Below are 12,844 nucleotides of genomic sequence, written 5' to 3' on the forward strand. Positions count from 1 at the left end.
CGCGGCGTCGAATCGGATGCGGTCTCGTGCAGCGGTCACCTGGTCAGGTGCGTCCACACGATGGCATTCCCGCGCGTTCGGGTATCTGCTCGGAACCGCATCCGTATCACGGGAAGGGACGGAAGACACACGCGCCGAGCGATCGACACCACGACGGTGGAAGACCAGACGGTCGAAAGACCACGACGAGAGGAACCGGGATGCGCCGCACCCAGGCCAAGGACCAGCCCGCGGCCGCGCCTCCGCCCGTCCCCCGCCTGGTGGCCCTCTCGGGGTCCGCTCCGGGGCGCCGTCGGGCCGGTCGGGCGGCCGCCGACGCCGCGCGTACCCGGGACGGTGACACATGGATGGTGGAACCGGCGGCCGTGGACGCGGACGTGCCGTCCGCGATCGGGGACGCGCTGGAGGGGGTGCTCGCCGACCGGCTCACCCGGGCGGGTGTGCTGGACGCCGACTTCGCCGGGGAACTGGCCCAGCGCGTCGCGCGCTTCACCCGGGAGGGCGGCAAGCGCACCCGCTCGCAGTTCGTCTGGTGGTCGATGCGCGCCTGCGGCGGGGGTGATGAGCCCACGACCGCGGCCGCCCTGCGGATCGGCGCGGCGCTCGAACTGCTCCAGACCTGTGCCCTGGTCCACGACGACGTGATGGACGGATCGGCTCTCCGGCGCGGCCGTCCGGCGCTCCACGCCGACGTGCGGGACAGCTGCAGCAGTGCCGCTTCGCCGGCCCGCGCCGCCCGTTTCGGCGAGGCGGTCGCGGTTCTGGCCGGGGACTTGGCCCTGGTCTGGGCTGACGACATCGTGGCGGACACAGCCCTCGACCCGTGGACGGCGACCGCCGTGCGCGAGGTCTGGAGCGACATGCGCACCGAGATGGTGGCGGGGCAGTTCCTCGACCTCCAGGGCCAGCTGACAGGGTCGCGCTCCCCGTCGCAGGCGCTGCGGGCCGCCCGCCTCAAGAGCGCCCTGTACTCGGTCGAGCGGCCCTTGGCGCTGGGGGCGGCGGTGGCGGGGGCTGACGGCAGGACCATGCGGGCGCTGTGCTCGGCCGGACGCTGCGTGGGCATGGCCTTCCAGTTGCGCGACGACCTCGATGACGTCTTCGGCGACCCGCGGCACACCGGCAAGAGCTGCGGAGGAGACATCCGCGAAGGCAAGCCGACGTATCTGGCCGCGCTGGCGGTCGCGCGCGCCGAGGCCTCGGCCGACCGGTCGGCCCTGGAGGTGCTGGAAAGGGCCCTCGGGAACGAGGACCTTTCGCCCGACGGTCTCGACGAGGTGCGGGAGGCGCTGGTACGTACGGGTGCCCGGGCGGCGGTCGAGGCGAAGATCGAGCGTCTGTCGGCCCAGGGGATGCGTCACTTCGACGGCGCCCTCCTCGATGCGGACGCCGCGGCCCCCCTACGCGGGCTGCTGACAGCGCAGGCCGCTTCCCGCACCGCGGACGACCCGCCCGTCGGCGCGCGTCCCGCGTCCGCCGCCGCCCCGGCCTGCGACGCACCGGAGGGCGGCCGATGACCCGTACCGTGAGTGGCCGCACGGACCATGTGGTGATCGTGGGGGCGGGGCTGGCCGGGCTGTCGGCGGCTCTGCACCTGCTGGGCGCGGGGCGCCGGGTCACCGTGGTCGAACGGGACTTGCTGCCCGGCGGGCGGGCGGGTCGGTTGCTGCGCGGGGGCTACCGGATCGACACCGGCCCGACCGTGCTGACCATGCCCGATCTGGCCGACGAAGCCTTCGCGGCGGTCGGCGACAGCCTGGACCGGCGGGTGGAGCTGATCCCGCTGCACCCGGCCTACCGGGCCTCGTTCGCGGACGGCAGCACCCTGGACGTGCACACCGAAGGCGATGCGATGGCCGCGGCGGTGGAACGGTTCGCCGGAGCGGGTGAGGCGGCGGGCTACCGGCGGCTGCGCGCATGGCTGGAGCAGCTCTACCGGGTACAGATGCGTCGCTTCATCGACGCGAACTTCGACTCGCCGCTGGACCTGCTGACCGGTGACCTGGCCCGGCTGGCGGCGCTCGGCGGTTTCGGCCGGCTGGACCGGCGCATCGCCGGTTTCCTGAAGGACGAGCGGCTCCAGCGGGTCTTCTCCTTCCAGGCCCTGTACGCGGGCGTGCCGCCGGCCCGGGCCCTCGCCGCCTACGCGGTCATCGCCTACATGGACACGGTGGCCGGCGTGTACTTCCCGCGCGGCGGCATGCACGCTCTGCCGCAGGCCATGGCGGACGCCGCGGCCGACGCGGGCGCCGCGCTGCGGTTCGGTGAGCCGGTGACCGGGCTGGAACGCTCCGGCGGGCGGATCACCGCCGTCGTCACCGCGAAGGACCGCATCCCCTGCGACGCGGTCGTCCTCACACCGGACCTGCCCGTCGCCTACGGACTCCTCGGCCGTCGGCCGCGCAGGCCGGTGAGGCTGCGGCACTCCCCCTCCGCCGTCGTGCTGCACGCGGGCACGGACCGCACGTGGCCGCAGTTGGCCCACCACACAATCTCCTTCGGTACCGCCTGGCGGAGCACGTTCGACGAACTCACCCGGCAGGGAAGGCTGATGAGCGATCCGTCCCTCCTCATCACCAGGCCGACGGCCACCGACCCGTCTCTCGCCCCGCCGGGACGGCATCTGCACTACATCCTCGCCCCCTGCCCCAACACCGAGATCGGCCCCGCCGGGAGTGCCTGGGGTGAGCTCGGCCTCCGCTACCGGGACGAGCTGTTGCGCGAGCTGGAACGGCGCGGCCTCGACGGCATCGAGGACGCCATCGAGGACGAATGCCTCGTCACCCCGGCCGACTGGGCCGGCCAGGGTCATGCGGCCGGCACCCCCTTCTCGGCCGCCCACACCTTCCTGCAGACCGGCCCGTTCCGGCCGCGCAACCTGATCCGCGGTACGGCGAACGCCGTCCTGGCCGGCTGCGGCACCACCCCGGGCGTGGGCGTGCCCACCGCCTTGGTGTCGGGGAAGCTGGCGGCGGCCCGGATCACGGGCGGCACCCGGCGCGCCTCCGCGCGCTCCGCAGGGGCAGTCCGATGACGCGGCGCGAGCTCGACGCGGCAGGCGTCACCGACCCGGTACTGCGGGCGGCGTACCGCCGCTGCCGCGAACTGAATGCGGCGCACGGAAAGACGTACTTCCTGGCCACTCGGCTGCTCCCCGTCGACCGCAGGCCCGCCGTGCACGCGTTGTACGGGTTCGCGAGGTGGGCCGACGACATCGTCGACTCGACCGCTCCCGGCACGGACGAAGGCCTGCGCGGTGCACGGCTGGCAGCGCTGCAGCGGCGGCTGGACGAAGGGCTGCACCAGGGGGAGGGCGGCGAACCGGTGGTGGCGGCCCTGGCCGATACGGCGCGCCGCTATGCCATCGATCACCGCCTCTTCCAGGACTTCATGACTGCCATGCGGTCGGACCTGGTGGTGACGGCCTACCCCACCTATGCCGACCTGCGCGGCTACATGCACGGCTCGGCTGCCGTGATCGGCCTGCAGATGCTGCCGGTGCTGGGCACTGTGGTGCCGCAGGAGGAGGCCGAACCGCACGCGGCAGCCCTCGGGGTCGCCTTCCAGCTCACGAACTTCCTGCGGGACGTCGGCGAGGACCTCGACCGCGGCCGCGTGTATCTGCCGGAAGACCTGCTGGCCGGGTACGGCGTCGAGCGGGAGCTGCTGCACTGGTGCCGGAGCACGGGCCGCCAGGACCGCCGCGTGCTGGCCGCCCTGCGGGAATTCGAGGCGCTCACCCGCGGCGTCTACCGTGAGGCGCGGCCCGGTCTCGCCATGCTCGATCCGGTGTCCCGGCCCTGTATCCGCACGGCGTACGTCCTCTACGGGAACATCCTGGACGCCGTTGCGCGCGACGGCTACGCCGTGTTGCACCGGCGCGCGGTGGTGTCGCGCCGCAGGCGTGCCACGGTCGCGGCGGATGCACTGGTCCGGGTGGCGGCGATCAGGCTGCGCCACTGTCGGCGCCGCCCCGCGCCCACCCCGTCGGTTTCGAGGCCGCCCGCCGACCCGACCCGGCCGGTCCCCGAGGAGGTCGTGTGAATCCCGAACGGTCGGCACGGCGTGGCCGTCTGCCCCTTTCACTGCGCCGTCGGCCCGTTTCGTGGGACCGGCAGCAGCCGACCTGGCGCGACGCCAGGCCCGGCCTGATCGCCGAAGCGCTGAAGCGGGCGCAGGCCCGGCCGTCGGGGAACTGGTACGTCGTGGGGGCGTCCTCCGCGCTGGGCGGTGACCGTCCCGTGGCCCGCACCGTAGCCGGCCACGAGGTCGTGCTCTGGCGCGGCGCAGACGGGCGCCTTCGGGCCGGACCCGGTGTGTGCCCCCACCTCGGAGCGCCTCTCGCGGACAGCCCGGTTCGATGCGGAACCCTGGTGTGCCATTGGCACGGGCTCGCCCTCGACGGCTCATCGTTCGCGGGTTGGGAGCCGCTGCCGGCCTTCGACGACGGGATACTGCTGTGGGTGCGGCTCGACGAGGCCGGAGGGGAGGAGCCCTTGGACTCCCCCGTCGTACCGGCCCGGCCGGCTCTGACGCGCGGGGTGAGCGCGGTGTACGAGGGCACCGGATTCTGCGAGCCCGAGGACGTCGTGGCCAATCGCCTGGACCCGTGGCACGGGGCCTGGTTCCACCCGTATTCCTTCGTCGACCTCACGGTCGTCGGCCGGCCCGGCGAACACGACACCGAGGACCGCTTTACCGTCAACGTCTCCTTCAAGGTCGCCGGACGCCTCGTCGTCCCGGTGCAGGCGGTCTTCACCGCTCCTGAACCACGTACCGTCATCATGCGCATCACGGAGGGGGAAGGCGCGGGCTCGGTGGTGGAGACGCACGCGACGCCCCTCGGCCCGGACGGGCGAGGTCGTCCGCGCACGGCGGTGACCGAGGCCGTGGTGGCCGCTTCTGATCGGCCGGGCTTCGCGTTCGCCCGCTGGGCCGCCCCGATCCTGCGTCCGATGATGCGCACTGCGGCGGGCCGGCTGTGGCGGGACGACCTGGCCTACGCCGAGCGCCGCTGGCATCTGCGCTCCACAGGCCGGTTCCCGGGGTGATCCGACGGTTGCCTCGAGGCCGCGCCGGGATCTCCGGCGGCGAACCGGGCGTCGGCGAACGGCGTCGGCGCTCTTCAGTGGCCCGGCCACTCGGGTGGCTTCGGCCGGGGCCACGGCGCCGTACCCCCGCGCCGCGGCGCGGCCCCGGAAAGATGGGCGGCAGGCCGGCCGCACCCCGACCTGGCGGCAGGCACCCACTGGGCCCGGAGGACGTACATGGACGCGATCGTGCTGCTGCGCGACGACCACAAGACGGTCGAGAAGCTGTTCAAGCAGTTCGAGAAGACCGAGGACGACGACACGGACGAACGACGCCGGATCGCGGACCGGGTGATCGAGGAACTCACCGTCCACGCCTGGATCGAGGAGCAGTTCTTCTACCCCGCCGCCCGGGAGGCCGCGCCGGACACCACGGAGCACATCCTGGAGAGCATCGAGGAGCACCACGCGGTCGTGTGGATGCTGTCGGAGCTCAAGACCATGGACGCCTCCGACGAGCGTTTCAAGGCGAAGATGAGCGTTCTGATGGAGAACGTCCGCCACCACGTGGAGGAAGAGGAGAAGGACTGGTTCCCCGACGTCCGCAAGGCCATGGGCCGCAACCGGCTCACCGAGCTCGGCCAGCGGCTCGAAGCGGAGAAGCCGAAGGCTCCGCGGGATCCGCTGGCCGTCCCCAGCGCCGCCGGTCGGTGACATCGACGGGCATCGGGCCCCGATCAGGCGTTCTCCGGGCCGCTCGTAGGGTGCTCGGGGCCGGCGTGCCGGCCGTGGTGGCCGCCTCGCTCCTCACGGGGTGCGGGGCGTCGGCCGTGCGGGTGGACGGCGCACGCGACGCGGCCCGCGTCTTCGAGCGGGCACTGGCCTCGCGCGAGTTCGCTGCGGCGTGTCGGCTGCTGGCCCCCGAGACCCGTACCCAGTTGGAGCACGACGAGAAGCAGACGTGCGCGCGGGCGCTGGAGAGTCAGGAGCTGCCGGTGTCCACGGCGGTCGGGACGACGGAGGTCTACGGGCGGATGGCCCTGGTCCGCGCCGAGCGGGACGACGCGCTGTTCCTGTCGCAGTTCACGGGCGGATGGCGGGTGGTCGCGGCCGGCTGCACCCCCCAGGGGGACAAGCCCTACCGGTGTGCGTTGAAGGGCGGCTGAGATGCGGGGCCTGTTCGCCGCCTGCCTGATCGTGATCCTGGGCGGGCTCGGCTACTTCATCGCGATCGGGGCGATGCACCGATGAACCGACAGGGACGGAGCGGGCCGTCGCACAGGAGCTTCTGGAGGGACAACAGCCTCACCCTGGCCTTCGGAACCGCGTTCCTCGTCGTCCTGCTCGGACAGGCACTGGCCGGGCACGCCGAGTTCAACGAGCAGCTCACCGTCGACGGCCTCCAGCAGATCACCATGGGCCAGTACGTGACGTCGTCGGACTTCGCCGTGGACGTCACCGAGAACTGGCAATCGGAGTTCCTGCAGTTCTCCCTCTACATTTTCGGGACCGTCTGGCTCGTCCAACGCGGGTCACCCGAATCCAAGGAACTGCACAAGGTCGGCACGGAATCCGACCGCGAGCAGCGCATGGGCGACCACGCCACGGCGGACTCGCCGCGCTGGGCCGCCACCAAGGACTGGCGCCAGCGTCTGTACTCACGCTCCCTGGGACTGGTCATGGGCGGTCTGTTCGTGCTGTCCTGGACCGCCCAGTCGATCACGGGCATGGCCGCCTACGACGAACAGCAACTCCGGCAGCTCCAGAACCCGGTCGGATGGGGCGGCTACCTGGCCTCGCCCGACTTCTGGAACAGGACCCTGCAGAACTGGCAGTCGGAACTCCTGGCCGTGGCGGCCATGGTCATCCTCTCCGTGTACCTGCGCCAGCGCGGCTCACCGGAATCCAAACCGGTCGGCGCGGCCCATACCTCGACCGGGGTCGAAGGCTGAGCGAGTCGGCCGTCCTGTCGGTGCAGGGCGGCCGGCATGCCCCTGCCGTGCGGCCGGCGCCGGTGTGGTCTCCCGGTGACGCCGTGCCACGCGCCCCTATCGCTCCATGCGGCGCCGGTCGGCGTCGTCCCATGCCCGGGTGTCCCGGGGCCGGACGTAGGGTTCCCGGTCCTCGGGCAGGCCCCCGGCGATCGCCCGCTGGCGACCCAGTTCAGCGTCGAACTCCAGGCCCAGGAGGATCGCCAGGTTGGTGATCCAGAGCCAGATCAGGAAGACGACAACCCCGGCGAGTGTGCCGTAGGTCTTGTTGTAGGAGCCGAAGTTCGCCACGTAGAACGCGAAGCCGGCCGAGGCGATCATCCAGATCAGCAGAGCCAGGAAGCTGCCGGGCGTCACCCACTTGATTCCACGGCCCTTGGTGTTCGGCGCCGCCCAGTACAGCAGCGCGATCATGACCGTGACGAGAAGGACGAGGACCGGCCACTTCGCGATGGACCACACCGTCAGAGCACTGTCGCCCATTCCCAGAGCTGCCCCGGTCCGCTGTGCCAGGCCGCCGGTGAAGACGACGATGAGGGCGCTGGCGCAGGCAAGGACCATCAACGTGACGGTGAGCGCCAGGCGCAGCGGGAGCACCTTCCAGACGGGTCGGCCTTCGGGCATGTCGTAGACGGCGTTGGAGGTACGGATGAACGCGGCGATGTAGCCGGAGGCCGACCACACCGCGACGACCAGGCCCACGATCGCCATGAGGGAGCCGACACCCGCGTTGCCCTGCAGCTGCTGCACCGCGCTTGTGATCACCTCGCGTGCGGACCCCGGTGCGAGACTGCGCAGATTGTCCAGGACCCGCTGCGTCGTCGCCTCACCCGCGATGCCCAGCATGGACACCAGCACCAGCAGGGCCGGGAAGAGCGCCAGTACGCCGTAGTAGGTCAGCGCCGCCGCACGATCGGCCAGCTCGTCGTCCTTGAACTCCCTCAGGGTGCCGCGCACCACCTTCTTCCAGGACTGCCGGGGCAGGGCGGACAGCTCGTCCGGCTCCCGCTCCTCGACCTTCTCGTCAGGGCCGGCAACGGCCTGCCGGTCTTCGTCAGCCCGGTCGGGCTCGCCGCCTCGATGTGTCTTCGCCATGTGCTTCATGCCCTGCGGCTGTCCAGGACGGCGCCACTCATGTCACCGCGCCCCGTGATCGTCGCGGCCGTTCAACCGTCGAATTCGATGTCCTTCACGGCGCAGATGTCGGCGGACATGTTGCGGCTCATCATCCGAAGGGCCGCGTCGGCCAGATCGGCGTCGATGTGGGCTACGGCGTCCTCGGGCACGACGACGTCGAAATGCCGGATGTGCGCGTCCAGCGCCGAGTACAGCACGCACTGCTCGGTCACCTGCCCGCACAGGACCAGGCGCTCCGCCTCGAGCTGGCCGAGCAGGTAGGCCAGCGGGGTTTCGAAGAAGATCGAGTGCCGCGCCTTGACCACGAAGAGCGAGTTCTTGTCGGGGGCGATCGGCTCCACAAGGCTCCTGTGGCGGCCGGCGAGGGCGGCGCCGACGATTTCACCGTGGTGCGAGCGCCATTCGCCGAAATTGTCGTTCACGTAGACGACGGGCGAATCGCTGGCGCGGGCGTGCTCCAGCAAGGTCGTGATCCCGGGCAGCACCTCACGGACGGATGCGACCAGGGCTTCGGCGTCCTTGTGCTCGTAGGTGTTGAGCATGTCGATCACGATGAGCGCCGTGGGGGGCATGAGAGCCGCCGCCTCTCGTCCTCGTTCTCCGCGCGGTCTCTTCCAGTCTGTGTCATCCGGGCCCAGCCACACGAGTGCGAGACCTGGGGGGAGGCGGCCTGGTCCCACGGCCGCTCATGACCGGTGGGGGGCGAATCGCGGGGAGACGCCTCTTCCGCCGGGGGCGGGTCGGGGAAGTACGCGATCCCGGCCCGCACGCGGTCCGCCACATCCGCAACGAGCACCACCGAGCTCCGGGCCATCAGGCAGGAACGGTTCGCACAGGCACCCGCAGCGCCCCCGCCTGAGCCCTCGGGCGGACGATCCGGCGGACGCGGCCCGAGCCCTTCCCCATCCGCAGGTGGGCGACTTCCCGGAGGCCGTGTCCGCCTGATCAGCTGTTCCCCGGGTCGCCTGGGGCGCCTTCCGAACAGCAGGCGGCGGTGCATCGCGAAACCCTCGAGGCGGGGGTCCTGTCGGCGGTCCCACCACGGCGGACGAGGGCGAGGCGGGCGAGGCGGTATGCGGCGCGGGAGGGCGTGGTGCGGTGCATCAGGAGGGGTTTCCTGGGCAGCCGCCCGATATGAACCGACTTGCGGACACCGGAGAGTCCTACTGGATGCGAACGGCGGCCCTGCCGTCCTTCGCCCCGCTGTCGGGAACCGCCGAAGCGGACGTGGCGGTCATCGGCAGCGGCATCGTCGGCCTCAGCACGGCGTGGGAACTCGCCCGCGCGGGGCTGAGGGTCGTCGTGCTGGAGGCGGACCGCCTGGCGGGCGGAGTCACCGGCCACACGACGGGGAAACTCACCGCCCTGCACACCGCCGTGTACGACACGCTGCGGAGCAAGCACGGGGACGAGGCCGCGCGGGCGTACGCCGCGTCCCAGAGCGCGGCCCTGCGGCACGTCAGGGAGGCCTCCGCAGAACTCGGCCTCGACTGTGAGCTGGAGACGCGCCCGGCCTTCACCTATTGCGAGGAGGCCGAGGGCCTCGACGCCCTGCGCGCGGAGGCGGAGGCGGCGCGGGCGGCGGGCCTGAACGCCTCACTCGTCACCGGGACCGGTCTGCCCTTCCGGGTGGCCGGCGCCGTGAGGGTCGAGGACCAGGCCCAGTTCCACCCGCTCAAGTACTTGACCGGGCTGGTCGAGGACATCGTCGCGCGCGGCGGCCGGCTCCACGAGGGCACCCGCGTCACGCAGCTCGACGACGGCGACCCCTGCCGGCTCACCACCGAATCCGGCGCCACCGTGACCGCCGGGCACGTGGTCGTCGCCACGCACCACCCCGTGTTCGACGACGCTCTGCTCTCCACCAGGCTCACGCAGCACCGTGACCTGGTGATCGCGGGTCCGGTGCCCGCCGGCCAAGACCCCGGCGGCATGTACATCACCGAGGAGAACGGCAAACGGTCCGTCCGCACCTCGCCCCTGGCGGACGGCGACCGGCTCCTCATCGTGACCGGGGAAGCGTTCACGCCCGGCACCGGCGAGGACACCGAGGCCCGGTACGGCCGACTCCAGGCCTGGGCCGAGCAGCACTTCCCCGAATTCTCCGTCGCCCACCGGTGGGCGGCACAGGACAACAGCTCCACGGACACGCTGCCCCTCATCGGCCGCCTGCCCGCGAAGGGCGACAACGTCTACGTGGCCACCGGCTTCGCCGGCTGGGGCATGACGGGCGGGGTCCTGGCCGGCACGATCATCGCCTCCCTCGTCGGCGGCGACGAGGATCCGTGGGACGGGCTCTACGACCCCGGCCGCGTGGGCTCACCCGTACGGTCGGCCCCGACGTACCTGAAAGCCCAGTGGGACGTCGGGAAGCACTTCGTCAAGGACCGCCTGGACACCCTCGGCGACGGGACCAACGGCCCCGCCGAGAGCCTGCGGCCCGGTGGGGGCACGGTGGTCCGCGCCGACGGCAAGCCCTGCGCCGTGCACCGTGACGAGCAGGGCGAACTGCACGCCGTATCCGCCGTCTGCACGCATCTGGGGTGCCTGGTCGCCTTCAACAACGCCGAACGGACCTGGGAGTGCCCCTGCCACGGCTCTCGCTTCGGCATCGACGGCGAAGTCCTCCAGGGGCCGGCGCTGAGTCCGCTGGAACGCCGGGACCTCACGGACCTCTGACAGCCGGGCCGAAGGGCGGACGGGATCGCTTCCCCGCCGCACCGGGCATTCCGCGCCACAAGGCCCTTCGGCGGGCCGTCATGGCCGGTGCAGGCTGCGGCCGCACGCACGAACCCGGCCGGGGGGAGCGGTTCGGCGGGCTGGAGGGTTGAGGAGGATCAGGGTGTCGTCTCGGGCAGGCGGCGGCGAGCCGGCCCGCACGGTGGCGACCAGGTGCGCCCGGCGGGCCACGACGACGCGGGCAATGATTTCGGCCGGTCCGATCAGCCGGAGATCTGCTTGCGGCCGGACTCGCCGCCGACAGCGGCCTTCCGCGGCTCGGCGCGCTCGGCGATCGGATCCGCAGGGTCAGGACACCGGCGTCGTGGTCTGCCCCGATGCGCTCGCTGTCCAGAGTGTCGGCCGCCATGACCCGGCGGGTGGAAGACACCGAAGGGCCGCTCGGAGGATTCCCTCTACGGCGTCGGACTTGCCCGCGGGCCGCCCCTCGGCCTTGACGGTCAGCGCCTTCCGCCCGACGCCGATGTCGATCGCCACGGCGCCAACCCGGTCAGCTCGAAGGCGATCACGTAGGTGCCGCCGTCGCGGGTCGGCGGCCATGGGCCTGACGGACGGCCTCGGGCCGGTCCCGGGAGACGGCCGGGAGCTGCCGGAAAATCCGGTTCATCTCGCGCGGTACGGGTCGGCGCGCATCAACATCACGGGAAAACACCTCCTGTCGGTTCGGGCGGGTACTGCCCACGCGGCAACGCACCCTCGTTGTACTATGTCGTCAAAACGACGACAAGCGAAATGTCGCCCAATGGATGACAGTGCCCGGAGGCGCCGCGTGAACGATATCTCTCCCCCCACGCCACCGGTCCGCGCCGCCGAGGCCGCCGCCGCACTGGAGGCCATCCGCCGGGCCGTCCAGGAGGCGCACCGGCCCCCCGCCGACGTACCCTCGACCGGGCCTGCCGGCCCGCAGCAGGCCCTGGCCGCACTGCTGATGCTGCGGGAGGTCCGCGAGCAGCTCACCGGCTGGGAAAGCGTCCTGATCGAGACGGCCCGCCGCCACGGCGCCAGCTGGGCCGAGCTCGCCGGGCCGCTCGGTGTCGCCAGCCGCCAGGCCGCCGAACGCCGCTACCTCAGGCTGCGCCCCGGCGCTGCGGGAAGCACCGGCGAACAGCGCGTGCAGGCCACCCGCGACGCACGGGCCGCCGACCGCACCGTCACCGCCTGGGCCCGCGACAACGCGGCCGACCTGCGGCGCCTCGCAGGACAGGTCACCTCACTCACCGGCCTGCCCGCCGACGCCGCCGCAGCCGTCGGAGAGCTCAACCTGGCTCTCGCCGACAACGACGCCGCCCGCCTGGTCGGCCCGCTGGCCGGCACCCGGCCCCATCTGGGGCCGGACGACAGCGAACTCGCCGACCGCATCGACGTCATGACCCGCCACACCGACCAGCTCCGGCGGGACAGCAACGACCAACGCAACCCCTGAGCCCCGCCGACCGACCGTACAGTCCGCACCGCAGGAGGTACCGCCTTGACCGAGCCAGACGACCAGGGCGACCCCACTCGGCCCGCCCTGGAGAGCGCCGGCAGCGTCGTTGACGTCCGGCCGATCGGGCCGGCCCCGTGGTGAGTGCCATGGGAGATCACGAAGGCGACAAGCCGAGCCCCTGGGTGAGCAGCGGCGATGAGCGGCTCGTCCTGCACATCGGCGGTGAGATGGACATCGACCGGGCCCCGATGCTGGCGGACGCGCTGCATGCGGCGATCACCCGGCCCGACGGCCCTCGCGACGTGGTCGTCGATCTCGCCGACCTGTCCTTCTGCGACTCCGCCGGCCTCAACGCCCTCATCCAGGCTCGCCGCACCGCGGCGGAGCACTGCAAGCGCCTCGCCCTGCGCGCCCCCCGGCAGCAGTTCCTGCGCCTGCTGAAGATCACCGGCGCCGACGCACTGTTCTCGATCACGGACGACTGACCCCTCAGCCACACCGCAAGTCCCCGGCCGGCCCCC

12 protein-coding genes and 1 pseudogene are annotated in these 12,844 nt (G+C 72.2%); 10 read left to right on the forward strand and 3 right to left on the reverse strand.

Features of this window, described 5'->3' with window-relative positions; translation table 11 throughout:
* Positions 1-200 precede the first annotated feature (200 nt).
* From ACZ6JS_RS29585 to ACZ6JS_RS29615, 7 genes are all read left to right on the forward strand, one after another.
* Positions 201-1,517 (forward strand): polyprenyl synthetase family protein, encoded by a 1,317-nt coding sequence (locus tag ACZ6JS_RS29585; protein WP_469302413.1) that lies wholly within the window; start codon positions 201-203, stop codon positions 1,515-1,517.
* Positions 1,514-3,034, forward strand: coding sequence for a phytoene desaturase family protein (crtI, locus tag ACZ6JS_RS29590; protein WP_469302415.1), 1,521 nt, complete (start codon positions 1,514-1,516; stop codon positions 3,032-3,034). The genes ACZ6JS_RS29585 and crtI overlap by 4 nt, the downstream gene beginning before the upstream one ends.
* Entirely contained in the window at positions 3,031-4,044 is a 1,014-nt protein-coding gene (locus tag ACZ6JS_RS29595) for a phytoene/squalene synthase family protein (RefSeq protein ID WP_469302417.1), read from the forward strand. Before crtI ends, ACZ6JS_RS29595 begins: the two co-directional genes overlap by 4 nt.
* Positions 4,041-5,051 (forward strand): DUF5914 domain-containing protein, encoded by a 1,011-nt coding sequence (locus ACZ6JS_RS29600; RefSeq protein ID WP_469302418.1) that lies wholly within the window; start codon positions 4,041-4,043, stop codon positions 5,049-5,051. The genes ACZ6JS_RS29595 and ACZ6JS_RS29600 overlap by 4 nt, the downstream gene beginning before the upstream one ends.
* 216 nt (positions 5,052-5,267) lie before the next feature.
* Positions 5,268-5,744, forward strand: a complete 477-nt coding sequence (locus ACZ6JS_RS29605) for a hemerythrin domain-containing protein (protein WP_469302420.1) — start codon at positions 5,268-5,270, stop codon at positions 5,742-5,744.
* Between the two features lie 65 nt (positions 5,745-5,809).
* Positions 5,810-6,196, forward strand: coding sequence for a hypothetical protein (locus ACZ6JS_RS29610; protein ID WP_469302422.1), 387 nt, complete (start codon positions 5,810-5,812; stop codon positions 6,194-6,196).
* An 81-nt stretch (positions 6,197-6,277) separates the two neighbouring features.
* Positions 6,278-6,982, forward strand: coding sequence for a DUF6766 family protein (locus tag ACZ6JS_RS29615; RefSeq protein WP_469302423.1), 705 nt, complete (start codon positions 6,278-6,280; stop codon positions 6,980-6,982).
* A gap of 96 nt (positions 6,983-7,078) precedes the next feature.
* Here the strand turns inward: ACZ6JS_RS29615 and ACZ6JS_RS29620 are convergent, their stop codons facing one another.
* Both ACZ6JS_RS29620 and ACZ6JS_RS29625 read right to left on the reverse strand, forming a co-directional pair.
* Positions 7,079-8,116: a YihY/virulence factor BrkB family protein gene (locus tag ACZ6JS_RS29620; RefSeq protein ID WP_469302425.1), complete on the reverse strand. Its 1,038-nt coding sequence runs from the start codon at positions 8,114-8,116 to the stop codon at positions 7,079-7,081.
* A 71-nt stretch (positions 8,117-8,187) separates the two neighbouring features.
* Positions 8,188-8,730: a cysteine hydrolase family protein gene (locus tag ACZ6JS_RS29625; RefSeq protein ID WP_469302427.1), complete on the reverse strand. Its 543-nt coding sequence runs from the start codon at positions 8,728-8,730 to the stop codon at positions 8,188-8,190.
* 562 nt (positions 8,731-9,292) lie between these two features.
* On the opposite strand from ACZ6JS_RS29625, the gene ACZ6JS_RS29630 reads away from it, so the two are divergent.
* Entirely contained in the window at positions 9,293-10,837 is a 1,545-nt protein-coding gene (locus ACZ6JS_RS29630) for an FAD-dependent oxidoreductase (RefSeq protein WP_469302428.1), read from the forward strand.
* Between the two features lie 263 nt (positions 10,838-11,100).
* Here ACZ6JS_RS29630 and ACZ6JS_RS29635 read toward each other — a convergent pair.
* Positions 11,101-11,536 (reverse strand): annotated as a pseudogene (locus ACZ6JS_RS29635) (Hsp20/alpha crystallin family protein).
* A 130-nt stretch (positions 11,537-11,666) separates the two neighbouring features.
* On the opposite strand from ACZ6JS_RS29635, the gene ACZ6JS_RS29640 reads away from it, so the two are divergent.
* Both ACZ6JS_RS29640 and ACZ6JS_RS29645 read left to right on the forward strand, forming a co-directional pair.
* A complete protein-coding gene (locus tag ACZ6JS_RS29640; RefSeq protein WP_469302430.1) occupies positions 11,667-12,320 on the forward strand; it encodes an HSP18 transcriptional regulator in 654 nt (217 codons plus the stop codon).
* A 149-nt stretch (positions 12,321-12,469) separates the two neighbouring features.
* A complete protein-coding gene (locus ACZ6JS_RS29645; RefSeq protein ID WP_469302431.1) occupies positions 12,470-12,808 on the forward strand; it encodes an STAS domain-containing protein in 339 nt (112 codons plus the stop codon).
* Positions 12,809-12,844: the final 36 nt, after the last annotated feature.

This window comes from Streptomyces sp. NPDC046349 (genome assembly GCF_055587885.1).